Raw genomic sequence first — 26,645 nt, 5'->3', positions numbered from 1 at the left:
GCCGACTGCGTATTCGACCGAGATCGCCAGCCATCGTGGCTCAGCCCTGGTCTTCGGGCCGCTGCGGCTCGTCGAGCGGCAGCCCCATGGCTCCGAGGCGTTCGCGCAGCTGCTGCCGGGCGCGGGCCAGACGGCTTCGCACGGTGTTGGCGGGGATGCCCAGCACCGCGGCGATCTCGGGGCCGCTGAGCTGCTCCCAGTAGGCCAGCTCGAGCGCGATCTGATGATCGAGCGGGATCCCGGCCAGCGCCGCCGCGATCTTGGCCCGGCGCTCGTCTCGAGCGATGGCCGAGCTGGGCGAGGTCCCCAGGTCGAGCAGCGAGTGCTCGCTGATGTCGTCGAGCGCAGGTCGCCGATACTCGCGACGCAGGTGATCGAAGAGCTTGCCCCTCGCGATCGCGAACAAGTAGCCGCGGAAGCCGGCCCGCTCCTCGATGGCGTCGCGCCGCTCGACGCAGTCCAGCATCGTGTGCTGAATCAGGTCCTCCACCCCCGACTGCACCTTGTGGCGAAAGAACCGCAAGAGCGGCTGGAAGTAGCGCTGCAGCAGCTCGTTGCCCGCTGCTGCGTCCCCCTGACGCCACGCCACGAGAAGCTCGGCATCGGTCACCGACGGCGAAGATAGCAAAGGCCGCCGTACCGAGAAGAGCGTGACTAGAATCACTGCATACACGGGATCACTCGGGTCCCCGGTATCGAACTCGCCAACGACGGCGCCACGGTCCATCGGTCGCTCGGGCCCGGGCGAGCTACCCTCCGCAGAGAACCAACGCATGCAGGACGAGCGCACCGACGCGCTGGCCGAAGCCATCCGGAGCCTGGCCACGGTGGAGGACCCCCTCGCCTCCGTCGTGCTCGAGGGCGTGCGACGGCGCCTGAACCTGAGCCACGCTCCGCGCCGGATCGACCGCTTCGTGCTCGGCGAGCCGCTGGGAGCCGGCGGCATGGGCATGGTGTATGCAGCCGACGATCCGCGGCTCGAGCGCAGGGTCGCGATCAAGCTGCTGCGCACGCCGGGAGCCGAGGGGGCACGGCGAGGGCTACGAGAAGCGCGGGCCCTGGCCCGGCTCTCGCACCCCAACGTGGTCACCATCTACGAGGCCGGGCTCCACGAAGGCCAGGTCTTCGTGGTGATGGAGCTGGTGGAGGGACGATCGCTGCGACAGTGGCTCCACACCCCGCGATCCTGGCGAGAGATCTGCGAGGTGATGCTCGCCGCCGGACGAGGCCTGGCGGCGGCGCACGCCGTGGACATCGTGCACCGCGACTTCAAGCCCGACAACGTGCTGGTGGGCGAGCGGGTGAGGGTGGCCGACTTCGGCCTCGCCCACGCCATCGACCACGACTCGCAGCCGACCGAGCCCCGCACCGCGGGCAGCGACCGTGCTCCTACCGGGCGACACGCCGCCGGAACCCTCGGCTTCATGGCCCCCGAGCAGCTGCGCGGAGTGCCGGTCGACCCGCGCACCGATCAGTTCGCATTCTGTGCCACGTTCGTGCGGGCCCTGACGGAGCGGGATCCGTTCACGGGCGACACCCCCGAGGCTCGCCTGCAGGCGCTCGAGCACGGGCTCCCCCCGACCGCACCGGCCGGGGTGCCCCGCTGGCTCTGGGCCGTGCTCGCCAAGGGGCTGCACCCGAGCCCCGAGCACCGCCACGCCCGACTCGACCAGCTCCTCGATGTGATCGACCGGCGCCTGCAGCCGCGCCGGTGGATCGGCCCCACCGTCGCCACGCTGACGGTGATCGGGGCCATCGTGATCACGTGGTGGACGGCCAACGCGCGGGAGTTCTCGTGCCACGAGGCGGAGCAGGCGATCGACGAAGTGTGGAGCCCGGCGCGGCGCGACGCCGTGACGGCGGCGTTCGAGGCCACGGGCAAGTCCTATGCCGCGCATGCGAGTACCTTCGTGTCGACGTCGCTCGATCGCTATGCCTCCGACTGGGCGGATGCCCGCGTCGATGCCTGCCGCGCCGAGCAAGCCGGTCGAGCCTCCACCCATCAGGTCGACTGCCTCGAGCGGCGCCGCGAGGAGGTGCTCTCCTTGCTCGAATTGTTCGAGGGAGCCGATGCCGACGTGGTGCAGCGGGCAAGCCAGGTGGTCTCGGCCATGCCGCCACCGAGCACCTGCATGCGTCCCGATGCCCTGGACGATGTCTCGTCGACGACCGACGAGGCCTCCCGGGCCGAGCTCGAGCGGCTGCGCGGCGAGATCACCCGCGCCTGGGCGCTCGGACAGGTGGGCCGCTACGCCCAGGGCAACGACGCGCTCGAGCCGTTGCTCCCCCGGCTGCGCGCGCTCGAGCACATGCCCACCCTCGCCGAGGCGCTCTTGCAGCACGGGCGCCTCCAGGTTCGTCTGGGTGAGCTCGATGCGGCCCACCGCTCGCTGAAGGAGGCGGTGCGACTGGGGCTGCTCGCTCGCGCCGACCGCATCGTGGCCTCGGCCGCCGTCGCGCTGTGCGACGAGCTCACCACCCAGGGTGAGTTCGTCCGTGCCCACGAGGCCGCCGAGCTCGCGGGTACCTTGCACGAGCGCCTGACCGGAGAGCGCACATGGCCGATGCTCGTCAACCTCGAGGGGGCGCTGCTGGTGCGAGAGCATCGGGACGCCGAGGCAGCGGAGGTGCTTGCGGAGGGCATCGCCGCCTGCAATGAGGACGACCCCCGGCAGCGGCTCGACTCGCTGTCGATGCACGGCAACCTCGCGGCCGCGCTGATGCGCCTCGGTCGGCTCGATGAGGCCGAGGTTGCGAGCGAGCACGGCCTGGCCCTCGTGCGAGGCTTGTTCGGCGAGCAGCACCCCATGTTCGCGATCTCGCTGATCGCCGCCGCGGCGATCCGCGACGCCCGCGGGGACACCGAGGGGGCGCTGCGGATCGGGCGACATGCACTCGCCGTGTGGCAGCAGGCGGTGCCCGAGCCCACCCCGGTGACGGCATCGATGATCCACAATGCGGGGCTGTACCTGCTCACGCTGGAGCGCCGCGACGAGGCGCTCGTGGCGCTCCGAGAAGCACTGGCACTGTGGGAGCGGCTGCTCCCGCCGGGGCACTCCCGGCTGGCCCTGGCTCATACGTCCATCGGCCGGGGGTTGCGTGGTCAGGGGGCCTACGCCGAGGCCATGGATCACCACCGGCGTGCGCTCGAGCTGATCGCCAACGAGCTCGAGCGAGACGAGCCGATGGCGGGCGAGCTGCTCAATCAAGCCGCCCGAACCGCGCTCGCGGCTGGCCAGCGCGAGCTCGCCGATCCATGGATCGAGCAAGGCCTGCGAATCTGCACGACGGCGCCCAATCCGGTGCTGGAGGGCGAGCTCCGCTTCCTGCGAGCGCGCAGCCTCTCGATGCGCGGTGAGCAGGATCGTGCGGTGCACGAGGCCGAGGCGGCGCTCGAGCTGCTGCGGGGTGGTCAAGAGCACGCGCAGCGCGAGGTCGAGGCCTGGCTCGCCGACCAGGGGCGGACCCCGGAGCCTTGAGCTCGCGCGCGGCCAGCGTCGACCGAGACCGCAAGTCCCGAAAATCGACGGAGGACCAAAACCAAGCCACGACCCGCGTCACTACCGGGGGCGAACCCCTTCGAGCGCACACCAAGCCTCGAAGCAAGAGGAGACCCCCATGAACCCAGTCAAGCTCGAATCCCCCCGTGCCTTCCTCACGCTGCTCACGCTCGCTGCCCTCGGCTCGACGAGCGCATGCGACATCGACCACGCGTACGACCCGGACGGTGAGTCCGACGGAGAGACCGACGTCGGCGACGAGCCCGGTATCGATGACGGACCCGCGTCCCTCGGCCTCGACGTCGACGAGGACTTCGTGCCGATCCCGGAGCGGGACTTCGAGGTCCTCGACGAACTCACCGAACTCACCGAGATCACCGAGCATCACGCCATGGCCTCGTGCACCGAGTTCGTCGACGTCTATGGCCAGCTCCGCGACGTCGCCCCCCATGCCGGGGGCACCTGGGGCATCGGCTGGGCCTCGCCCTTCCCCGGCGCCCAGGGCTACAAGATCTACGACCGGCCCGGCGGGAGCTGGCAGCTTCGACCCGGCGCGGCCGTTCGGGTCGGCGCGCACGAGAGCGGCATCGCGTGGGTCGTCAACGAGTCGGGCAAGCTCTACAAGTGGTCGACCGCCGCCAACGACTGGACCCTGCAGACCGGGCTCGGGCGCGACATCGCGGTCGGCGACGACGAGGACGACGTGTGGGTCATCGGCTACAACAAGAAGGATCCCACCGACGAGGGCTACGGCGTCTACTTCCTCGACGGCACGAGCTGGAAGCTCACCAATGGTCGCGGCACCAGGATCGCGGTGGAGCCCGATCGCGACTCGGTGTGGATCGTGGACGAGACCCATGCGCTCTACCGCGCGACGCCCAACGGCAACCAGACCAACCTGAGCTGGGAGTACCAGCCCGACGTCACCGCCGTCGACGTCGCCGTGGAGGAGGACGGCACGGTGTGGATCGTGGGCGGGCCCCATGACCCCGATGGCCATCGGGTGTACTTCGACGATGGTGGCGGCTGGACGTTCGTCAATCAGCCGGGTCTGCGCGGCACGTCCATCGGCGTGAGTCCCGACGGCGTGGTCTGGGTGCTCGGCGAGTCGGGTGCGATCTGGGTGTCCGACGGCCCGTTCCAGTGCTAGCGGATCGTGTGCATGGCGACGAGGGCGGAGCGACGGCTTCCGCCCTCGCCGGCCCAGCCGCTACCATCGCCCACGCCCCAGGACGATCGTGAAGCCATCCGCCTCCCAGCCCGGCACGACACGACCCGCGGGGATGGCCACGCTCGGCGACGACATCGCCGCCCATCCGGTCCTCCAGGCCCAGAAGCGCGAACTCATGGCGTCGATGTTCGGAGCCCGGACCGAGCCCCGACGCATGGGCCGCTACGTGCTCGGGGAGGTGCTCGGAACCGGCGGCATGGGAGTGGTCCACGCGGCCCATGACGAGCAGCTTCGTCGGAACGTGGCGCTCAAGGTGCTCCGCGGTCGGACCGATCCCACCCTTCGCCAGCGCCTGATTCGCGAGGCCCGGACGATGGCTCGGGTGACCCACCCCGGCGTGGTCCGGATCTACGACGTCGGCGAGCACGACGGCCAGACCTTCATCGCGATGGAGCTGGTCGAGGGCATCACGGTCCGTACCTGGCTCGAGCACGAGCAACGACCGTGGCGATCCGTGCTCTCGGTGTTCACCGCGGCCGCACGCGGGCTGGCGGCCGTTCACGCCGCGGGCCTCGTCCACCGCGATTTCAAGCCCGACAACGCGATGCTCACCGATGACGGGCGAGTGCTGGTGATGGACTTCGGCGTCGCGCGAACCGAGACGCTCGGAGCCCCCGGCGAGGGTCCCGAGGCGAGCGCATCGAGCCTGGAGCTTACCGTGACCGGGGCCTGGGTGGGCACGCCGGCCTACATGAGCCCGGAGCAGCTCCGCGGTGATGCGATCGATGCTCGCAGCGACCAGTACAACTTCTGCGTGGCGCTCTGGGAGGGGCTCTACGGCCAGCGCCCGTTCTCGGGCGACACGCTCTCCGACCTCGCCCGTGCAATCGAGCGCGGTGCGGTCGATCCTCCCCCCTCTCACTCCGAGGTGCCGCGGTGGCTGCACCAAGCGGTCGCGCGCGGGCTCGCCTGCGATCCCGACCGGCGATGGCCCTCGATGGGCGCGCTGCTCGACCGGCTCGCCAGCGACCCCGCGCACGAGCGCCGCAAGCGATGGGCGGCGCTCGGGGTGATCGCGGTGCTCGGCAGCAGCCTGTGGGGCGTGCTCGCGACCGCTCCCCCCGAAGACCAAGCCTGTGCGGACATGCAGGCTCCGCTGGTCGGGGTGTGGGATCGATCGCGAAGGGCCGAGGTCCAGGCCGCGATCACGGGGACCGAGCTCGGCTACGCCCCCCGCACCTGGGAGCTGGTGGAACGACGCCTCGACGACTATGCCGAGCACTGGACCACCGCTCGAACCGAGGCCTGCCGAGCCACCCGGCGTGGTGAGCAATCGGGCGAGCGGCTCGATCTGCGCATGGCGTGCTACGACGAGCGGCTCGTGCACCTGCGCGCCACCGTCGATACGCTCGCGAGCGCCGATTCCACCGTGGTGGAGAAGGCGATCGAGCTGGTGACCGCGCTCCCCGTCCTCGACCCCTGTGCCGATGCCGATGCGCTGGCCACCCGTAGCCTCCCGCCGGAGGATCCCGCCGTGGCCGACCGGATCACCGCGCTCGAGCGACGGCTCGCCCAGGCCCAGGCGCAGCAGCGCGCCGGCAAGTACGATGAAGCCCTCGCGCAGGTCGAGGCGATTGCCACCGAGGCCGAGGCCCTCGGTCATCCCCGGCTCCTCGCGCGAACGTGGCTGCGACTGGGCTCGATCCAGTGGAGGCTGGCCGACTACGAGGCCGCCGAGCATGCGCTGAGCCGGGCGTTCGATCTCGCCGTGGGCGAGCCCCAGCGCCTGACCCCCGAGGCCGCCACTGCGGCCGCGGACCTGGTGGCGCTGCTCGGCCACTCCCTCGAGCGCCACGAGCAAGCAGGGGTATGGGCGCGTTACTCCGACCCCCTCGCGCGCGCGCTCGGGACCACCGAGGCCCTCGACGTCCATGCCAATGCCGTGGGCCTGCTCGCGCTGTCGGAGGGCAACTACGACCAGGCGCGCGAGCGCTTCGAGCAATCGCTCGCGCTACGCGAGCACACGCGCGAAGCCAACCCCCTGGCGGTGGCCAAGGCCTTGGCCAACCTCGGCAATGCCGAGGCCCTCGCCGGTCGCCACGACCAAGCCCACACGCGCATGAAGACCGCGTACGAGCTCCTCGAGCACGCCCTGGGCTCGGATCACCCCGAGGTTGGACAGTCCCTGACCAACCTCGGCAACGTGATGGACTCGCTGGGCCAGCTGGACGAGGCACGCGCCTACCACGAGCGAGCGCTGGCCATCTACGAACGAGCGTTCGGCCCCTCCAATACTCGGGTGGCCCTGGCTCAGCACAACCTGGCGGTGGTGCTCAAGAACCAGGGTCGCTACGAGCACGCCCGTGCGCTCAACGAGCGCGCGCTGGAGATCCGCGAGCGCACGCTGGGGCCCACCCATCCGCGCGTGGCCGACTCGCTCACCAGCCTCGGCGTGCTGGCCCAGACCCAGGGCACGCTCGACGAGGCGCGAGACCACCTCGAGCGAGCGAGCGCCATCTACCAGGCAACCCTCGGGCCCGAGCACTACAGCGTGGGCGTGGCCCTCACCAACCTGGGGAGCGTGGCCCTGGCCGAGGGGGATCACGAGCAGGCTTCGCAGTGCTTCGAGCGGGCCATGCACGTGCTCGAGACATCGTTGGGGCCCGAGCATCCGGTGGTGGCGAGCGTGCTCCAGCTGTGGAGCGAGGCATTGATCGGTCTGGGCGCGCGGGCGCGGGCCCTCGCCGCGCTCGAGCGCGCGCTTGCCATCCGAGTCGCCAGCAAGGTCGCGGCCAGCGAGCTGGCCCAGACCCGCTTTGCCCTCGCCCGAGCCCTCCATGCGGAGGATCCGACACGGGCCCTCGAGCTGGCCAGGCTGGCTCGCGAGGGCTACCTCGACGCTGGCTCCACCAACACCACGACCATGGCCCGTACGCTCGCCGAGCTCGACGACTGGCTCCGCGAGCACGCCCCGCCGGGCTCGGTGTATCCTGGAACCCGTGGGCCAGCCGAGCGATGACGAGTCCCTGCTCGCGCGCTGGCGCGAAGGTGATGCACCGGCTGGCGCCGCGCTGTTCGAGCGCTACTACGAAGCGCTGGCCCGGTTCTTCGTCAACAAGGTCGGCCTCGATTGCGGCGATCTGGTGCAGGCGACCTTCCTGGGCTGTCTCGAGGGGCTGCCGCGGTTTCGCGGTGAGGCCAGCTTTCGCACGCTGCTGTTCGCCATCGCCCGCAATCAGCTGCTCCATCACCTGCGCACCAAGGTCCGCAACGAGGAGCGCTTCGCTCCCGAGCTGACCACCGTGGGCGACCTGCAGCCCTCGATGACCACGCTGCTCGGCAGCCGGCACGAGCACCGACTGCTGCTCGAGGCCCTGCGAGCCCTTCCCGTCGAGCTCCAGCTGGTCGTCGAGCTGTACTACTGGGAGCAGCTCAAGGTCCGTGAGATCGCGGTGATCGTCGACCGACCCGAGGGCACCATCAAGACCCAGCTGTTCAAGGGGCGCAAGCTGCTCGAGCAGCAGCTCGCCCGGCTCGCCGACTCGCCCCAGCAGCTCGAGAGCACCGTGGGCGGCCTCGAGCGCTGGGCGTCCGAGCTACGCGAGCAGCTCGGACGCCCGCGCTGAGCTACGACGACGGCACCTTGACGAACAGACGATGCTCCGTCGCCAGCTGGGAGTAGCGACCCTCCAACTCGGCCTCCAGCGCCTCTCCGGTGCCCAGACCGAGGATGCCCGTCTCGGTCAGGCTGTCGTACAGCAACCGATGGACGCGGCTGCGGAGACCTGCATCGAAGTAGATGAGCACGTTGCGGCACAGAATCAGATCGAACTCGTTGAATGGGGGGTCCGACACCAGATTGTGCTGGGAGAACACCATGTTCTCGCGCAGGAAGCGGCGGAATACCGTCTGCTGCTCACCTGCCGTGTAGTACGAGGAGAAGTCGCATCGCCCACCCGCGCGCAGGTAGTTCCGGGTGTTCTCGCGCATCGTGTGCAGCGGGAACATCCCGCGCGAGGCTCGCTCGAGCGCACCTTCGCAGATGTCGGTGGCGTACAGGCGACTGCGCTCGTAGAGTCCTTCCTCGTGTAGCACGATGGCCAACGAGTAGACCTCCTCCCCCGTCGAGCAGCCAGCGTGCCAGACCCGGATGAACGGACGAGTACGCAGCATCGGGATCACTCGCTCTCGCACGCCGCGATGGAACTCGGGATCCCGGAACATCGCGGTCACGTGCACCGCGAGATCCTCCACCAGGCGGGCCATGCACGCCGGATCACGCAGCACCCTGGCCAGCAGCGCCGAGATCGAAGTCAGGTCCTCACGTACCACCGCGCGCCGGACCCGGCGGCTCAGCGATCGACGGGCGTAATTGCGGAAGTCGTAGCCGTAGCGGCGGAACACCCCGTTGAGGAACAGCTCGAGCTCGAGCGGCTCCAGCTCCTGGTCGACCATCTCGATCATCGTCGATACAGCCAAACACGGAGCAGTGAGATCAGTTGATCGGGATCCACGGGCTTGGTGATGTAGTCGGATGCACCGGCCCGTATGCACTTCTCGCGATCGCCCTTCATTGCCTTTGCGGTCAGCGCGATGATGGGCAGGCGGCTCAGCCGTGGCAGGCCGCGGATGCGGCGCGACGCCTCGTAGCCATCCATCTCCGGCATCATGATGTCCATCAGCACCAGATCCACCTCGTCGTCTTGCTGGAGCTTCGCCAGCGCATCCACGCCGTTCTCGGCGTAGCTGACCCTCATATCATACTGTTCGAGCACGGTGGTGATGGCGAAGATGTTGCGCACATCGTCGTCCACGACCAACACCTTGCGGCCCGACAGCACGGGATCCTGGTAGGCCAGGCGACGCAAGATCTCACGCTTCTTCTCCGGCAGCCGCTCCTGGACCCGGTGGAGGAACAGCGAGGTCTCATCGAGCAAGCGCTCCGGTGAGCGTACGTCCCTGACCAGGAGGTTCTCGCCGAGCCGACGCAGCCTGGCCTGCTCGTCCGCGGACAAGGCCTCCTCGCCGTAGACCAGGATCGGCAGGCGACGCAGCTCGGAGCTCCGCTGCAGGCTCTCGAGGAGCTCGAAGCCGCGCCGGTCCTGCAGTCCCAGGTCGAGCACCATGCAGTCGAACGTGGCCGTATCGAGGGCCCGCATGGCCTCCTCCGTGCTCTCCACCACCACGTGCTCGACGTCGCCGTTGCCCACCAACTCGACGATGGCATCACGCTGAGTGCGATCGCCCCCAACGATGATCAGCGACTTCACTTCGCGATCGATGAAGCTACGGATCTGTTCGAGCGCCGCGGCAAGCTGCTCGGTCGTCGCCGGCTTGGACATGTACGCGAGTGCACCGTACTCGAGGCTGCGCTGCCTGGCCGACGTCGCGGAGATCACGTGCACGGGAATGTGCCGGGTCCGCGGATCGTGCTTGAGCCGATCGAGCACCACCCAACCGTCCATGTCGGACAGGTGCAGCTCGAGGGTGATCGCGGCCGGCCCGAGCTCGCTTGCCAGCATCAGCCCTTCCTCGCCGCTGGTCGCGACCACCACACGAAAGTCCGCCTCTCGGGCCAGCTCGAGGATGGTGTGGGCGAAGGACTCGTCGTCCTCGATGATGAGCAGCACCCGATCCCCGAGCTCGAGCGAGGATCGATCATCGGCCACGGCCCGCGGGAGGACCGCCAGTTGCCGCTCGGAGGCAATCCGCGGCCCGGGCAGCGCGCTCCCGCTCCCGCGGGCGCTCGTCACCGGTGGTCGCGCGTCCGCCCTGCGGTACTCGAAGGGCAGCCGCAGCGTGAACGTGCTGCCCTCGCCCACCTTGCTGTTCACCCCGAGCGTGCCTCCGAGCAACGACGCGATCTCCCGGCTGATCGACAGCCCGAGCCCGGTCCCCCCGTACTTGCGGCTGGCCCCGCCGTCGGCCTGCTGGAATGCCTCGAAGATGAGTCGCTGCTGGTTGGGCCGGATCCCGATGCCCGTGTCGGTCACCGCGAAGTCGATGCACCCGCTGCTCGCTGCGCGGATCTCGAGCGTCACACCGCCTCGATCGGTGAACTTGAATGCGTTCGACAGCAGGTTGCGCAGCACCTGCTTGAGCCGCTTGTCGTCGGTGACGATGCTGGGCGGCAGCGCTTGGTCGAGCACCACCTCGAAGCGCAGGTCCTTCTCCTTGGCCACCTGCGCGAACGTACGATCCACATACGACTCGAGCTCGGCCAGCTTGACCTCGCCCACGTCGATCGCGATCGTCCCCGACTCGATCTTGGCCAGATCGAGGACCTCGTTGATGAGGCCCAGCAGATCGGCGCCGGCCGAGTAGATCGTCTCTGCATACTCGACCTGCTTGGGCTGCAGGTTGCCCTCGCGGTTGTCCGCGAGCTGCTTGCTCAGGATGAGCAGGCTGTTGAGCGGCGTGCGCAGCTCGTGTGACATGTTGGCCAGGAACTCCGACTTGTACTTCGAGGTCAGCGCGAGCTGCTCGGCCTTGTCCTCCAGCTCCTGCCGGGCGAACTCCACGTCGTGGTTCTTGCGCTCCACCTCGGTCTTCTGTGCCGTGAGCTGCCGGGCCTTCTCCTCGAGCTCTTCGTTGGTCTGCTGGAGCTCCTCCTGCTGGGTCTGTAGCTCCTCGGCCAGGCTCTGCGACTGGCGCAAGAGCTCGTCGGTGCGCATCTGAGCCTCGATGGTGGCCACCACGATCCCGAGGCTCTCGAGCAGCTGCTCGAGGAACGCGAGCTGGATGGCGGAGAACTCCTGGAACGATGCCAGCTCGATCACCCCCTTGACCTCGTCCTCGAACAGGATGGGTACCACCGCCAGGTTCTTGGGCGCCGCCTCGCCGAGCGCCGAGTTGATGCGGATGTAGTCGTCGGGAACGTCGGTCACCAGGATGCGCTGGCGCTCGAGCGCGGCCTGCCCCACCAGCCCCTCGCCCAGCGAGAAGCGGTTGGTCATGAGCTTGCGCTCCTTGTACGCATACGAGGCGAACAGCTCGAGCACCACGTCGCCCTCGCCCTGCTGGGTCACGTAGAACACGCCGTGCTGCGCCCCCACCGTGGGTGCGAGCTCCGACAGCACCTGTCGCGCCACCGACAGCAGGTCGCGCTGGCCTTGCAGCATGCGGGTGAAGCGGGTGAGGTTGGTCTTGAGCCAGTCCTGCTCCTGGTTGACGCGCGTGGTCTCGGCCAGCGCGCGGATCATCTGGTTGAGGTTGTCCTTGAGCGTCGCCACCTCGCCGCGGGCCTCTACCGAGATCGACTGGGTCAGGTCGCCCTTGGTCACCGCCGTCGCCACGTCTCCGATCGCACGGACCTGGCGGGTGAGGTTTCCGGCCAGCTCGTTGACGTTGTTGGTGAGATCGCGCCAGATCCCGGCCGCCCCCGGGACATCCGCCTGTCCGCCGAGGATGCCCTCCACGCCCACCGCACGCGCCACGTTGGTCACCTGGTCGGCGAACGTCGACAGCGTGCCCGTCATGTCGTTGATGGTGTCCACGAGGGTCGCGATCTCGCCCTTGGCATCGAGCTGCAGCCGCTGCCTCAGGTTGCCGTTGGCCACCGCCGTCACGACCCGCGCAATCCCGCGGACCTGCTCGGTGAGGTTGCGTGCCATCACGTTGACATTGTCCGTCAGCTCCTTCCAGATTCCCGAGACCCCCCGCACCTCGGCCTGCCCGCCGAGGATGCCCTCGGTACCCACCTCGCGCGCAACGCGAGTCACCTCGGCCGCGAATGCCGACAGCTGATCCACCATCGTGTTGACGGTGTTCTTGAGCTCGAGGATCTCGCCTCGCACCTCCACCGTGATCTTCCGCGACAGGTTGCCGTTGGCCACCGCCGTGGTCACCTCCGCGATGTCGCGCACCTGGTCGGTGAGGTTGGACGCCATCAAGTTGACGTTGTCCGTCAGCTCCTTCCAGATCCCCGAGACGCCGCGTACCTCGGCCTGCCCGCCCAGCTTGCCCTCCACACCCACGTCACGCGCCACCTGGGTCACCTCGTCGGCGAAGGCCGAGAGCTGGTCCACCATGATGTTGACGGTGTTCTTGAGCTCGAGGATCTCGCCTCGCACCTCCACCGTGATCTTCCGCGAGAGGTTGCCGTTGGCCACCGCCGTGGTCACCTCCGCGATGTCGCGTACCTGGTCGGTGAGGTTGGACGCCATCAGGTTGACGTTGTCGGTCAGCTCCTTCCAGATCCCACGCACGCCTTCCACCGAGGCCTGCCCGCCCAGCTTGCCCTCGGTGCCCACCTCGCGCGCCACCCGGGTCACCTGCTCGGCGAACGAGGACAGCTGGTCCACCATCGTGTTGATCGTGTTCTTGAGCTCCAGGATCTCGCCGCGCGCATCGACGATGATCTTCTTCTGCAGATCGCCCTGTGCAATCGCGGTGGCAACCTGCGAGATGTTGCGGACCTGTGCGGTCAGGTTGTTGGCCATCGAGTTGACCGCCCCCGTGAGGTCGCGCCACGTCCCCGATGCCCCGCGCACGTCGGCCTGGCCGCCCAGCTTGCCCTCGATGCCCACCTCGCTGGCCAGCCGCGTCACCTCGTCGGCGAACGACCCCAGCTGATCCACCATCGTGTTGATCGTGTTCTTGAGCTCCAGGATCTCGCCGCGCGCGTCGACCACGATCTTGCGGGTGAGATCACCCTTGGCCACCGCGGTGGTCACCTCGGCGATGTCGCGCACCTGCGTGGTGAGGTTGTTCGCCATCATGTTGACGTTGTCGGTCAGCTCCTTCCAGCTGCCGCGTACACCCTCCACCCGGGCCTGGCCGCCCAGCTTGCCTTCCACGCCCACGTCACGGGCCACCCGCGTGACCTCGGCTCCGAAGGCGTTGAGCTGATCGACCATCGCGTTGATGGTCTCCTTGAGGTCCTGGACCTCGCCGCGCGCGTCGACCGAGATCTTCCGCGACAGGTCACCCGCCGCCACCGCCCGCGCCACCTCGGCGATGTTTCGAACCTGGTTGGTCAGGTTGTCGGCCATGTTGTTGACGTTGTCGGTCAGCTCCTCCCAGATCCCGGACACCCCCCGCACCACCGCCTGCCCGCCCAGCACCCCGTCGGTGCCCACCTCGCGGGCCATGCGTGTGACCTCGTCCGCGAACGATCCCAGCTGATCCACCATGGCGTTGATCGTGTTCTTGAGCGCCAGGATCTCGCCCTTGACCTCCACCGTGATCTTCTTGCTCAGGTCACCGTTGGCCACCGCCGTGGTGACGGCCGCGATGTCGCGCACCTGATCGGTGAGGTTGCGGCCCATCTGGTTGACGTTGTCGGTCAGCTCCTTCCAGATCCCCGACACGTCGCGGACGTCGGCCTGCACGCCCAGCGTGCCCTCGGTGCCCACCAGGCGTGCCACCCGGGTCACCTCGGCCGAGAAGCTGTTGAGCTTGTCCACCGTGGTGTTGATGGTCTTCTTGAGCGCCAGGATCTCTCCGCGTGCGTCGACGGTGATCTTGCGGCTCAGGTCTCCCTCGGCGATGGCAGTGATGACCTCGGCGATGTTGCGCACCTGATCGGTCAGGTTCTTCGCCATCCCGTTGACGTTCTCGGTCAGCTCGCGCCAGACCCCCGATACCCCGCTGACCTCGGCTTCGCCCCCCAGCACCCCGTCGGTGCCCACCTCGCGCGCCACGCGGGTCACCTCGTCGGCGAACGACCCCAGCTGGTCCACCATCGTGTTGATCGTGTTCTTGAGCTCGAGGATCTCGCCGCGCGCGTCGACGGTGATCTTCTTGCCCAGGTCGCCTCCGGCGATCGCGGCCGAGACCTCGGCGATGTTGCGCACCTGATCGGTCAGGTTCTTCGCCATTCCATTGACGTTCTCGGTCAGCTCACGCCATACCCCCGATACCCCGCGCACGCGGGCCTGGCCGCCCAGGATGCCCTCGCTACCCACCTCGCGCGCCACCCGGGTGACCTCGTCGGCAAACGACCCCAGCTGATCCACCATCGTGTTGATGGTGTTCTTGAGCTGCAGGATCTCGCCGCGGACCTCGATGTTGATGGTCTTGGTGAGATCGCCCTGGGCGACCGCCGTGGTCACCCGAGCGATCTCTCGCACCTGCCCGGTGAGGCTGCTGGCCATCAGGTTGACGGCGTCGGCCATTTCCTTCCACGAGCCACGCACACCACGGACCTTGGCCTGGGCGCCGAGCTTTCCTTCCACACCCACTTCCATCGCCACGCGGGTCAGCTCCGAGTTGAACGCGGCGAGCTCGTCGACCATGTTGTTGACCACTCGCGCGTCGCGCAGGAACTGCCCTCGAACCGGCAGATCGGCCCCGACCTCGTCCATGCGCTCGCGCAGGTTTCCGTCGGCGACCGACTTGACCACGCGCGAGATCTCGCTCATGTGCAACGTGAGCCCGTCGAGCATGGCGTTGTTGGCATCGATCAGCGTCCCCCAGGACCCACGTAGACCGTTCTTGCGCAGCCTTTGCCTGGTGCGTCCCTCCTCGACCACCGCCACCGCCAGCGCGCTGGCGTCGTCACCGAGCCGTGCGCTGGCTTGAGCGATGTCGTTGAACACGGCGCAGATCTGGCCATCGATGCCGTCGAGATCATCGGGCAGCCGCACGCTGAAGTCGCCGCGCTGGTAGGCCCGCAGCGCCGCCAGCAGGGTTCTACGCTGCAGCGACTCGGCGGCCTGATGTGCCCGCACACGTCGGCCAACCCGGCTCTTGCTTCCGCTCAGGGTCGTACTGGTCATTGACTCCTCCGTACTCGATGCGCGGTGGCGCTCAGTCGTGGGTCTCGAACATCGCCGCTCGGAGATCCGAGAACTCGGCGGGCTTGCTCAGGTGAACGTCGAAGCCCGCCTCGCGGGCTCGATCCCGATCGCGCTTCTGACTGAACCCGGTCATCGCGATCAGGCGAGGGCACTCGGCTCGGCCCAGTCGCTCTCGCAGGCGGCGGGCCACCTCGTACCCCTCGATGTCGGGTAGTCCGATGTCGATGATGGCGACGTCGGGGCGCTCGTTCATCACCAGCGCGACCCCATCGCTCCCGTTGCTGGCCTCGAACACGAGGTGCCCCCAGTTCTCGAGCACCGAGCGCGTCAGCTCGCGCACGTCCGTGTGATCGTCGATCAGCGCCACTCGAAGACCGTGCGACTCCACCGGTACGCGTGGCTCGTCGCGCCCGGTCGGCCTCTTGCCCGATGCCTCCGCCCAGGACTCGGGGAGCCAGATCTCAACCTCGGTGCCGAGCCCCGGACCATCGCTGTGGACTCGGATCTCGCCCCCGTGCATGTCCACCAGGCGTCGCACCAGCGTCAGGCCTATGCCGAGCCCGCCACCCTTGGCGTCGGCCTGAACGAACATGTCGAACACGCGCGGAATCAACTCCGCGCTCATGCCATGGCCGTCGTCCTTCACCACGAGCTGGATCCGTCCGCTCTCCCGGTCGTTGCGGACGCTCAGCCACACATGGCCACCCTGGTCGGTGTAGCGAGCCGCGTTGCTCAGCAGGTTGGCGATGATCTGGACCAGCCGCACCGGATCGCCCCGAACGCACGCATCTGGACAGCGGCAGTCGACGACGAACGAGTGTCGCTTGGCGTCGATGTCCGGCATCGCAAGCCCGACCGCTCCCTCGACGATGTCCGACACGCGCACGGGTTGCTGGCGCAACTCGAGCTTGCCCGAGGTGATCCGCGACATGTCGAGCAGGTCGTCGACCAGGTGGAGCAGGTGGCCTCCCTGGCGCGCGAGAATCGGCCGCAGCGCCGAGATCAGCTCGGGCGAGGGGCTACCCTGCAGGAGCTCGATCCCCGACATGATCGCAGCCAGGGGATTGCGGAGCTCATGCGCGAGCACGGCGATGAACTCGTCCTTGCGGCGGTCGTCCTCGGCAAGGCGTGCATTGCTCCGCTCGAGCTGCAGCCGGATCTGCTCGAGCTCCAGGTTCTTGTAGGTGAGGACCTGCGCGTGCTTGCGCTGCTCGGTGAGGCGTCGACGCAGTGCCTCGGCCTCCATCTTCTGACGCAGGTCCGTCAGGGCTTGCTCCCGAACCACCCGCTCGTGCTCACTGATGAGCAGCGCCTGCCGAGCGACCTCGGCGGTCCTGCGCTGCAGCTCGACGAACACCGACGCCTTGGCCCGCAAGACCTCGGGACTGATCGGCTTGAACAGGAAGTCCACCGCACCCAGGTGATAGGCCTCGAGCACGTCCTCGTCGGTGCGATCGTAGGCCGTGAGGAAGATGATGGGGACGTGACGCGTGCGCTCCCGCTGGCGCACCATTCGAGCCGTCTCCAGGCCGTCCATCGTCGGCATCTTCACGTCGAGCAATATCAGGGCGAAGTCACGCTCCAACAACTGGCGTAGACCATCTTGTCCCGACGTAACCAGTACCACCCCATCGCCCAGGCCATCGAGAGCGGCCTCGATCGCGACGAGATTCTCCGGAGTATCGTCGATGACGAGAATCTCCCCGACCGAGTCTCCCCTGTGCCCATCCATTGCTCGACGCTACCCCAAAGCGTCCGCCGGAATCATGCTGGTGTGGAACGACCGACCGCCGATCGGTCGTTTGCGTCGCACGGATCGTTGTTACACCTACGCAATGCTCAGCATGGTCGTAGCCCGGAATCAATGAAGATCGTGCCCAGCCGCCATTCATGTGAGCACACTTGCCGGCGCGGCTGGCGGCCCGACAAGAACTCCGATGTGTGCTCACCGCCAATGTTGACGGTCACCGCGAGCGCCGGTGCAGTCCCAAGAGCCCCAGGAGTCCCAGCACCGCCCAGCCGGTCGAGCGCCCGCCTTCGTCGCTGCGACACGAGCAGTTCATCAATGGATCGAGCGACTCGTCGATGTCTTCCTCCCACTCCTCGATGTCTTCCTCGAGCTCCTCCTGGATCTCTTCCACCTCGTCCTCGATCCCGAGCAGCTCGATCCCCCGCTCGACCAGCGCCCCCACGCAGGCCTGCAGCTCCGCCCCCGCGATGATGAGCTGGCCGTCGCAGAACAGCGCGCCCTCCACGTCGCACGAGGCCTCGCACGAGGCCCGGAACTCGTACTCGCACTCCTCCCAGGTCTCGTCCTGGCAGGTGACCTGGCAGTCCATGTTGGCCGAGGCGCTGCACGAGCCTCCGCAGCACTCGAGGCAGTGGCTGTAGCAGCTGGCGTCGACCGGTAGCTGCGCGCACTGGTGATCGCACTCCCCGTCGCAGGTGGCCTCGCACGACGCACGGCACTGAATGCTGTCGTCCGACAGCTCGCACGACGCCGCGCACTCGTCGACGCACTCGGGGAAGCAGCTGGCGTGGCAGACCACCTCGATCCCCACCTCGCACTGATCGGCGCAGCTCACCGTGCACTCGTCGGTACACTCGGGCTCGGGTGGCAGCACGCAGGTCTCCTTGCAAGAATGGTACTGGTGGGTCGCACAGGCCTTCTCATGGATCCCCAGGCTGCACTTGGCGCCACACTCCCCGCCCACCTCCAGGCGGCACTGGGCATCGGCCTCGATTCGGATGTTCCCACACTCCGGAATCCCGGCCCGCGCCGCCTGGGGCACGAGCCCCACCATCCCCACCACGCACGATCCACTTAGCGCGAGCATCAGCGCGCTCGCCTTCGGCCATACCATCATGTCATCAGCTCCAATCAATCCAGGTTGGGGCGACGGCCGGCGACCTTCTCATCAGCGAAGGCCGATCGTGTCGTCGTGAGGGGGTAGTCGCGCGCAGCCGCATCCGGATTCACCTCGGTGCGACTTTTTTCACAAGGGGTTCTCCAGTTGCTCGGCGGGTGGTGCTGCACTCCTTTTTCGAAATTTCTTCGGACTCCGGCCAGCAATTTCGATGGCGCTTTCTATACCGCCAGCGGGGCCACCGCCCCCGGAGACAGGCGATGACGATTCCGCTCGTCCGAGTGCGCTACATGCGCGATCACGCCCGCGCCTACGAGCAGCTGGGAGGCGATGCCGAATCCCTGCTGCGCCGCATTGGAACGCCCCCATCCGTCCTCGATGCACCCGAAGACCTGCTTCCGCTCTGCCTGCTCGAGGTGCTCACGCAGCACGCGCTCCGCGGGACCGGCTTTGCCCTGGGGTGGACCGCAGCCCCTCGAACGCTGTTGGATCTCGGCTCGTTCGGACACCGCCTGAGCTCGGCCCCCTCGCTGCTCGATGCAATCTCCATGCTCCCGTCGGCGATCCTCTCGGAGATCTCCGGGGCGAGCATCTTCCTCGAGCGTCGCGGTGAGGCGCTTTGGATCTGCCACGGTCGGTTCTCGGGCAACGCGTTGCTGCGGACCCACGCCGAGCGATTCCATGCCCAGATGCTGCTGGCGATCATCCGCCACTGGGCTGGCCCCGAGTGGACTCCCGATGAGCTGTGGCTGCAGACCGCTCCCATTCCCGAGGATCATGCCTTCTGGCGCATTCCTCGGATTCGCTACGGGATGCCGCTCCTGGGGCTCCCGCTCCCGGGCTCCTTGCTGCACGCCCCAACCGTCGTCGTCCCTGCGCTCGAGCCCGGCCTCCAGGACGAGCCTCCCCTCGATCACCTCGACCTCGTCGAAGCAACGTCGCGGGTGCTTCGAACCTTGCTGCCCTCGGGCGATCTCACCCTGGAGGGGCTCAGCAAGATCATGGGCATGAGCGTTCGTTCGTTCCAGCGACGTCTGAGCGACGCAGGCACCACCCACTCTCGCATCATGGGCGAAGTGAGACGCACGATGGCCATGGAACGACTCGCCCGGGGCAGTCGCTCGATCAGCGCCATTGCCCAGGAGCTGGGCTACTCGGATTCCGCACACTTCCATCGCGCGTTCCGACGCTGGACCGGGCTGGGACCACGGCAGTTCCGCAGCCTTCGGCAGAGCGAACGCGCGAACTAGGATTGGACCGCCATCGCGTCGTCGCACCCCCTGCGGACGCAGAGGAAGGCGCGATGAGGGAAGTGCTGCTCGCCGGGCCCGGTGGAGCGGTCGGCCGGCATGAAGACCGCGCCATCGCCGGCCCTCGACCGGGCACGACTCGGATGCCGATGGGGCGGAAGATCGTGCGGCATCGGTCTCGTGGCGGTATGCCCGATTGCCATCGCATACGTCCGTGTGCCCATGCTGGAATCGGGAACGACCGTGGCACGAGGAGGCGAACACCATGCAGGCAGAGGCCGACATCCGAGCTCGGCTCGAGCGCGAGACCAGAGTCGAGCACGACGCCATCGAGCGTACGCTGGCCGAGCTGACCGGTGACACCCTCACGCTGGCGCGCTACTGCCACCGCCTCGTGCAGCTCCACGGCTTCCACCGAGCGGTCGAGGAGCGGCTGGTGTCCGTGCCGGGGCTCGACCTACGAGAGCGGCGCAAGACTCCGCTGCTCGAGTCCGACCTCGTGGCACTCGGGATCGACGAGCGGTACTGGCGGACGTGTACCGAGATCCCCCGGCTCGACACGACCGAGGAGCGCTTCGGCTGCCTCTACGTGCTCGAGGGGTCGACGCTCGGCGGTCGCATCATCAGCCGCCACCTCCATCGCTCGCTCGGAGTGACGCCACGGACAGGTGGTCGGTTCTTTCACGGCTACGGGGCGCGCACGGGGGCGATGTGGCGGGAGTTTCGTGCCGCGCTCGCGGCTCATGCCGAGGTCAGCGAGTCGCCCGACGAGATCGTGGCGGCTGCGATCGCCACGTTTCGGGCGCTGCGGTCGTGGTGCGAGTCCGGGCATGTGCTGGCCGCACGCGGAGGGCAGGGGGTCGTCGCATGAGTGACCCGAGCTCTACCGAGGGGAGGCTGCCGTGGGACGGCCAGCCGTACAGCATCAAGCGTCACGGCGTCACCATCACCAACTGCGATCGCGAGCCGGTGCACACGCCGGGGTGCATCCAGGGGCACGGGGTGCTGCTCGTCCTGCGCCCGGCCGATCGGATCATCGTTCAGGCCAGCGAGAACACGGAGACACTCCTCGGTGCGGCACCCGACGAGCTCCTCGGAGGAGGAGTGGCCGCAGCCATCGGGGTGGAGGCCGAGGACCGGCTTCGGGGGTTCCTGGCCTCCGAGCCGACCGATCGCAATCCGCTGCGGGTGATGACGCTGCCCGCCAGTCGTGAGCGGCCACCGCTCGAGCTCACCGCCCACACGATCGACGGCGTGGTCATCCTCGAGCTCGAGCCCAGCGCACCCCGCGAGGAGGGAGAGCCAGACTACTACGCGCTGGTGAGGACGACGACCGCGAGGCTTCGCGCGACCCGGACGCTCGCGGAGCTGTGCGACGTCATCTGTCGTGACGTGCGCGCGCTGACCGGGCTCGATCGCGTGATGGTCTACAAGTTCCACCACGACGACCATGGCGAGGTCGTCGCCGAGGACAAGCGAGCCGAGCTTCCCGCGTGGAAGGGACTGCACTACCCATCCGACGACATTCCTCGCCCCGCTCGCAGGATCTTCGAGAGGATCTGGGTGCGTCCCGTGCTCGATGTGAGCGCTCCGCTCGCGGAGATCCGTCCGCTGCTCGACCCCGAGACCGGCGCACCGCTCGACCTGACGCACTGTGCCCTGCGGGGGGCGTCGATCATGTACACGGAGTACCTCCGCAACATGAGGGTCACGGCCAGCCTGACCATGTCGCTGCGCGAAGAGGGGCGCCTGTGGGGGCTCATTGCCTGCCATCACTACGAGCACGCCGCGCGGGTGCCGTATGCGCTGCGGGCTGCTTGCGAGATCGTCGCCCAGGTCGCGTCCCTCCAGCTCCAGTGGGTCGCCGAGCGCGACCGGATGGCGCGTCGGATGCAGATGGAGATCAAGCACAACGAGCTCGTGGGACGGGCGGCCGCGGCGGGAGATCCGACCGCCTTGCTGCGGGATGCCCCGGCCTTGCTCGAAGGGCTCGGTGCGGGCGGTGCCGCGCTGTGCCATGGTGGCCGGTGGTGGACGGTCGGCAACACCCCCACCGCGACCGAGCTCGACGAGCTGGCCGACTGGCTGCGTACTCGTACGCAGTGGCGTGCCCCCGTGCGTCCGATCTACGTCACCGACTCCCTCGCGCGGGAGTATCCGGCGGGGGCCGCGTTCGCCGACAGGGCCAGCGGGGTGCTGGCCCTTCCCCTGTCCCATGCGCAGCAGAGCATGATGGTGTGGTTTCGACCCGAGACGATCCACACGGTGGACTGGGGCGGCAACCCTCACGACAAGCCCACCGTGGTCGGGCCGCACGGACCAAGGCTCACCCCGCGGGCCAGCTTCGAGCTGTTTCGCGAGTCGGTTCACCAGCGCTCCTTGCCGTGGCAGCCGGTCGAGGTGGAGGCTGCCGCCCGGCTGCGGGTGTTGGTCATGGAATTGGTCGTTGGCCACGACGAGCTGCGCATGTTCAGCCATGCGACCCAGCACGATCTCCGCGAGCCGGTGCGCAGCATTCGCTCCTACGCCCATCAACTGCTGGAGGAGGCGGCGGTGCTCGATGACGAGCACCGCCGCAGGCTCGATGCGCTCGTTCGGCTCACGCGGCGCATGGATAGCCTGCTCGACTCGCTGCTCACCCTCTCTCGGATGGCACGGGTGAGCCTTCGGATCGAGGACGTGAGTCTCGACGAGGTCCTGGCCGAAGCGGTCGAGATGGTGGACCCGGGGCGGTTCGACGGCGAGGTCGAGCTGGTGGTTCCTCGGCCCCTGGGTAGCGCACGGTGCGATCGCGGTCGGGTCCGCGACGTGCTCGTCGGCCTGATGTCGAATGCCCTCACCTACAACCGCGAGGCTCGCAAGCGCGTGGAGCTCGGGGTCATCGCTCCCGGCGAGGACCACCCGCGCCCCGGCTGCCCGGAGGGGTCGGCCGGGCACGCGATCTACTACGTGCGCGACAACGGCATCGGCATCGCCCCCGAGCACCACGAGCGGGTGTTCGGGATGTTTCGGCGGCTGCATGGTCGCGAGGAGTACGGAGGAGGAGCGGGCGCCGGGCTGACCGTCATCGCGAGGATCGTTGCCCGGCACGGTGGGCGGATCTGGCTCGACTCTGCTCCGGGTCGGGGCACCACCGTGTACTTCACACTGCCGGTCGAGGAGGGCGGCACATGAGCTCGATGCTGCCGCTCCGCTCGCCGAGCAGGACGTGTGCGTCGTTGCGGAGCCTGCGGCGTGAACGCCCTGCGGTGGCGCCCAGCGGGTCGGGAGGGGTGAAGCGCGGCGCCAGGGGACCGTTTCGCGTGTTGGTGGCCGACGACGACCCGGAGGCACGGGCGGAGATCCGCCGCATGCTGCTGCGGGGATCGGATCGGCGGTACGAGCTGCTCGACGTCGAGACCGCGATGGCCACGGTAGAGGCCGTGCTCCACGGCCCCGGTGGACCGCCCGATTGTCTGGTGCTCGACTTCCACCTGCCCGACGCCGATGCCCCCGAGGTGCTGGCCGCGCTCGTGGGTTCCGACGGCGGCTGTGTGTGTCCGGTGGTGGTCCTCACCGAGGAGGGAGCGATCGGTCGAGCCATGATCCGGGCCGGGGCTCAGGACTTCCTCGGCAAGGGCTGGATGACGCCCGACAGCGTGACGCGGGCACTCGACAACGCCGCCGAGCGCCATCGCATGGCGCGGGAGCTTCGCGATCGGCAGACCTTCTATCGCCAGATGCTCGAGTCGATCCCGGGGATGGTGTTCACCAATGCACCCGATGGTGCATGCGACTACGTCAACCAGCAGTGGGGAGACTTCACGGGCGTGCCGGCGGTCGAGCTGCTGGGTCGCGGATGGTTGACGGTCGTCCACCCGGACGATCGAGCTCGGGTGCTCGAGGCGTGGCAGTCGGCGCTCGAGCGGGCGGAGCCGTTCGCGATGGAGTGCCGGGTACGCAGGGCCGACGGCGTCCACGAGTGGTTCAAGCTGCGGGTACGCCCGATCCGCGACGCGGGTGGTGCGGTGGCGCGCTGGTTCGGGGTCGCGGCCAACGTCGATGATCTCAAGCAGGCCGAGCATGCGCTCGAGCAGGCCGATCGGCACAAGGACGAGTTCCTCGCGACCTTGGCCCACGAGCTTCGCAACCCGCTTGCCCCCATTCGCACCGGGCTCGATCTCCTGCGCGAGCGAGGTCTCGACGGCGAGTCGATGCGGATTCGAGGTATGATGGCGCGACAGCTCGAGCACCTCATCCGGATGGTCGACGACTTGCTCGACGTCGCTCGGATCAGCCGCGGAGTGGTGGAGCTGCGGCTCCAGCGGTTGATGGTGCGCACCATCGTCGAGCACGCCATCGAGACCAACGGGCGGCTCGTCGAGGCGCGAGGGCAGCGGCTCGTCGTGCGCGTCCCCGAGGAGCCGCTATGGGTCGACGGCGATCTCACCCGCCTCGCACAGGTGGTCGGCAACCTGCTCAACAATGCGACCAAGTACACCCCCGAGGGCGGCTGCATCGAGCTCTCGGTCGAGGTGGAGGGCGACCAGGTGGTCATTCGCGTGGCCGACGACGGCATCGGCATCGCGGCCGAGACATTGCCTCGGGTGTTCGATCTGTTCGCGCGGGTCCAGTCGTTGCCCCACCAGACGGCGGGGGGCCTCGGGATCGGGCTGTCGCTCATTCGCAAGCTCGTCCGACTCCACGGCGGCTCGATCGAGGCCGAGAGCCCCGGCCTCGGTCGCGGCAGCACCTTCACCGTGCGCCTTCCACTCGGATCCCGCGAGGGGGCAGAGACCACGGATGCCGTCGGCCCGCCTCGCGAGCGGGGTGCGGGCCCCGACCTGCGCGTGTTGGTGGTCGACGACAACGTCGATGCGGCCGAGATGCTGTGCATGCTCCTGAAGCTCAGGGGACACGAGCCGAGGGCGGCGCACAGCGGGGCCGACGCGCTGGCGCTGCGGTCGTGGCGTCCCGACGTGGTGTTCCTCGACCTCGGCATGCCCGAGATGGATGGCTTCGAGGTCGCCCGACGCATGCGCGAGGATCCCCGGACCGCCGACGTCGTGCTGGTGGCGTTGACCGGCTGGGGCAACGCCGACGACAAGCGCCGGTGCACGGACGCTGGGTTCGATCTCCACCTGACCAAGCCGGTCGACGTTGCGACGGTGCTCGAGGTGTTCGCACGAGTCGCACCGAAGGACTCGTAGTGCACGCGGCGATCAGCCCTGCAGACGGCTGCGGATCACGATCACCTCGAAGATCTCGTCCTCGCCGCGCTGCACCTGCAAGAGCACCTCGGTGCCCTCGCGGCCGCGTAGGGCCTGGACCGCCTCGCCAAAGTCGATGAGCTCCGACAGCGGCACGCCGTCGACCGAGAGCAGCCGATCGCCCTCGAGCAGCCCCGCTCGCTCGGCGCCGCCCCCTTCGACCAGCCCGGTCACGCGCAGGGCGTCACCATCCACCCGCACCATCACGCCGATGCCCACGAAGTCGAAGCGCTCGCCCACGCCGTCCGACCCCGGGCGCAGTGCGATCTCCACCGGGCCAGCATCGGCGCCCGGTACCACCTGCAGGCCGGAGATCGCCCGGGGGACGTGATCGAGCGCGTAGGCATGGATCGAGCAGCGGCCGGGCTCGACGCCGCGGATCTCGAACCTGCCCTCGTCGTCGGACAGCGCGCTCGCTCGCAGCGGTGCCACCGAGGCGCCGGCGCCGAGCGAGCGCTCGACCTCCACGCGCGCGCGCGGGACGGGGGCGCCCGTGCGCTCGTCGATCACCCGACCCGAGATCGTCCCGCCGGCGGGCAGCACCAGCGGTACCTCGACCGCGCTGGCGTCGAGCTCCACGCTGGAGACTCGTACGAGCGCATGCCCGGCGGCGCCGCCGATCACGTCGTAGGTTCCTGGGGGAAGGCCGTCGAGGCGGTACTCGCCTTCGGTGTCGAACACGGTGGTCTGGGCCTGGGATGCGCGGGCGAGCCGGCCGGTGTGGCGCAGGGCCACCACGGTGGCGCCCGGGATCGTCGTGCCGTCCGCGAGCGCGATGGTGCCCACGATGGAGGCGCCGGGGGACAGCTGCAGCACGAGCGCATCGGCTCCGGCGGGCACGCCCGAGGCCCACACCGGTGCGAACCCGGGGTGACGGGCCTCGACGCGGTGCGGGCCCGGGACGAGGTCGTGGAGCACGAAGGCTCCGTCCTCGTCGGTCACCGCCTCGGCGCTGGGCTCGTCGCTGGCCGGGTCGCTCAGCACGCGGGCGCCCGGGAGTGGCTCGCCCACGGGGTCGAGCACGCGACCGGCGATGGTGGCACGAGCGGCGGGAGCATCGGGGCTCAGGGTGATCACGAGGGTGCCCACCGACAGCGCGTGCTCGTCCACGCGGGCACGACCGACGCCGAGGGGATCGTGGCGGGCCTCGAGCCAGGCGTCGAGGCGGGCGGTGAGCCGTAGCTCGCCGCGGCGATCGCTGACGTAGGTGTCGTCGTCATCGGCCAGCGCCGCCTCGCCGGTGCCGATGCCCAGCCAGCGGACCTCGGCGCCCGGAACCGGCGTGCTGCGGGGGTCCTCGATGCGAACGACGAGCTCGAGCTCCGGTCGCAGCTCGATGGTGGCGCCCTCGACCCGCTCCTCGGGGCGGGCCACGTAGTGGAGGGGGGCCTGCCCGAGCTCGGGGGCATAGGGGAGGAAGCCGTCGGCGAGCACCGAGGCGAGGGTGTAGGGGCCGGGCTCGGGGGCTTCGAATACGAAGCGGCCGTCATGGTCGGTGACGACGGAGTGGATCGTGCCCACGCCCATGAAGGTGAGCTCGGCGTCGGGCACGGGGGAGGCGTCGAGCCAGCTGATGACCGTGCCCGCGAGGGCGCCCGCGGGGGCCTGGACGTCTTCGTGCACGGAGGCGGAGGGGGCCTCGATGATTCCGGGGTGGCGCGGAGGGGGGCGGGGCGAGCGGCGGCGAGCGGTGGCGGCTGGTGGGTGGCTCGCCTCGGTGGAGGGCTCGCGCTCGGGCTCGGGAGCGGCCGGCCACCACCATGCGAGCATGGCAACGAGCACCACGAGCGCGGCGAGCCACCATGGCCAGCGGGGGCGGTCGGTGCTCATCGACGCCATGGTATCGCCAAGGTGGCGAGCGCGGGC

The 26,645-nt window shown here is 68.8% G+C and carries 14 protein-coding genes; 8 read left to right on the top strand and 6 right to left on the bottom strand.

The window, feature by feature from the left end:
* Positions 1–40 precede the first annotated feature (40 nt).
* Positions 41–610 (bottom strand): RNA polymerase sigma factor, encoded by a 570-nt coding sequence (locus OEB96_RS41100; RefSeq protein WP_266222407.1) that lies wholly within the window; start codon positions 608–610, stop codon positions 41–43.
* A gap of 163 nt (positions 611–773) precedes the next feature.
* On the opposite strand from OEB96_RS41100, the gene OEB96_RS41095 reads away from it, so the two are divergent.
* The 4 genes from OEB96_RS41095 to OEB96_RS41080 all read left to right on the top strand — a co-directional run bounded on the left by OEB96_RS41095 (position 774) and on the right by OEB96_RS41080 (position 8,297).
* On the top strand, positions 774–3,479 hold the full coding sequence (locus tag OEB96_RS41095) for a serine/threonine-protein kinase (protein ID WP_266222406.1): 2,706 nt from the start codon (positions 774–776) through the stop codon (positions 3,477–3,479).
* Between the two features lie 139 nt (positions 3,480–3,618).
* Complete coding sequence (locus OEB96_RS41090) at positions 3,619–4,650, top strand: tectonin domain-containing protein (RefSeq protein ID WP_266222405.1); 1,032 nt, start codon at positions 3,619–3,621, stop codon at positions 4,648–4,650.
* Between the two features lie 88 nt (positions 4,651–4,738).
* A complete protein-coding gene (locus OEB96_RS41085; RefSeq protein ID WP_266222404.1) occupies positions 4,739–7,690 on the top strand; it encodes a serine/threonine-protein kinase in 2,952 nt (983 codons plus the stop codon).
* Complete coding sequence (locus OEB96_RS41080; protein ID WP_266222403.1) at positions 7,671–8,297, top strand: RNA polymerase sigma factor; 627 nt, start codon at positions 7,671–7,673, stop codon at positions 8,295–8,297. The genes OEB96_RS41085 and OEB96_RS41080 overlap by 20 nt, the downstream gene beginning before the upstream one ends.
* 1 nt (position 8,298) lies before the next feature.
* Here the strand turns inward: OEB96_RS41080 and OEB96_RS41075 are convergent, their stop codons facing one another.
* From OEB96_RS41075 to OEB96_RS41060, 4 genes are all read right to left on the bottom strand, one after another.
* Positions 8,299–9,135, bottom strand: a complete 837-nt coding sequence (locus tag OEB96_RS41075) for a CheR family methyltransferase (protein WP_266222402.1) — start codon at positions 9,133–9,135, stop codon at positions 8,299–8,301.
* Entirely contained in the window at positions 9,132–15,392 is a 6,261-nt protein-coding gene (locus tag OEB96_RS41070; RefSeq protein WP_266222401.1) for a HAMP domain-containing protein, read from the bottom strand. The genes OEB96_RS41075 and OEB96_RS41070 overlap by 4 nt, the downstream gene beginning before the upstream one ends.
* Positions 15,393–15,423: 31 nt before the next feature.
* Entirely contained in the window at positions 15,424–17,145 is a 1,722-nt protein-coding gene (locus tag OEB96_RS41065) for an ATP-binding response regulator (protein ID WP_266222400.1), read from the bottom strand.
* Between the two features lie 232 nt (positions 17,146–17,377).
* Positions 17,378–18,280 (bottom strand): MYXO-CTERM sorting domain-containing protein, encoded by a 903-nt coding sequence (locus OEB96_RS41060; RefSeq protein WP_266222399.1) that lies wholly within the window; start codon positions 18,278–18,280, stop codon positions 17,378–17,380.
* Positions 18,281–18,540: 260 nt separating this feature from the next.
* Here OEB96_RS41060 and OEB96_RS41055 point away from each other — a divergent pair, with 260 nt between their 5' ends.
* The 4 genes from OEB96_RS41055 to OEB96_RS41040 all read left to right on the top strand — a co-directional run bounded on the left by OEB96_RS41055 (position 18,541) and on the right by OEB96_RS41040 (position 24,719).
* On the top strand, positions 18,541–19,530 hold the full coding sequence (locus OEB96_RS41055; protein ID WP_266222398.1) for a helix-turn-helix transcriptional regulator: 990 nt from the start codon (positions 18,541–18,543) through the stop codon (positions 19,528–19,530).
* A gap of 265 nt (positions 19,531–19,795) precedes the next feature.
* Positions 19,796–20,401, top strand: a complete 606-nt coding sequence (locus OEB96_RS41050) for a biliverdin-producing heme oxygenase (protein ID WP_266222397.1) — start codon at positions 19,796–19,798, stop codon at positions 20,399–20,401.
* Positions 20,398–22,704, top strand: a complete 2,307-nt coding sequence (locus OEB96_RS41045) for an ATP-binding protein (RefSeq protein ID WP_266222396.1) — start codon at positions 20,398–20,400, stop codon at positions 22,702–22,704. Before OEB96_RS41050 ends, OEB96_RS41045 begins: the two co-directional genes overlap by 4 nt.
* Positions 22,701–24,719 (top strand): hybrid sensor histidine kinase/response regulator, encoded by a 2,019-nt coding sequence (locus tag OEB96_RS41040; protein WP_266222395.1) that lies wholly within the window; start codon positions 22,701–22,703, stop codon positions 24,717–24,719. The genes OEB96_RS41045 and OEB96_RS41040 overlap by 4 nt, the downstream gene beginning before the upstream one ends.
* Positions 24,720–24,731: 12 nt before the next feature.
* On the opposite strand, the gene OEB96_RS41035 is transcribed toward OEB96_RS41040, so the two are convergent.
* Complete coding sequence (locus OEB96_RS41035) at positions 24,732–26,609, bottom strand: carboxypeptidase regulatory-like domain-containing protein (protein ID WP_266222394.1); 1,878 nt, start codon at positions 26,607–26,609, stop codon at positions 24,732–24,734.
* Positions 26,610–26,645 lie beyond the last annotated feature (36 nt).

It is taken from the genome of Paraliomyxa miuraensis (assembly GCF_026337845.1).
GTDB classification, from domain to species: domain Bacteria; phylum Myxococcota_A; class Polyangia; order Nannocystales; family Nannocystaceae; genus Paraliomyxa; species Paraliomyxa miuraensis.
This window is presented reverse-complemented; position numbering and strand designations above follow the sequence as displayed.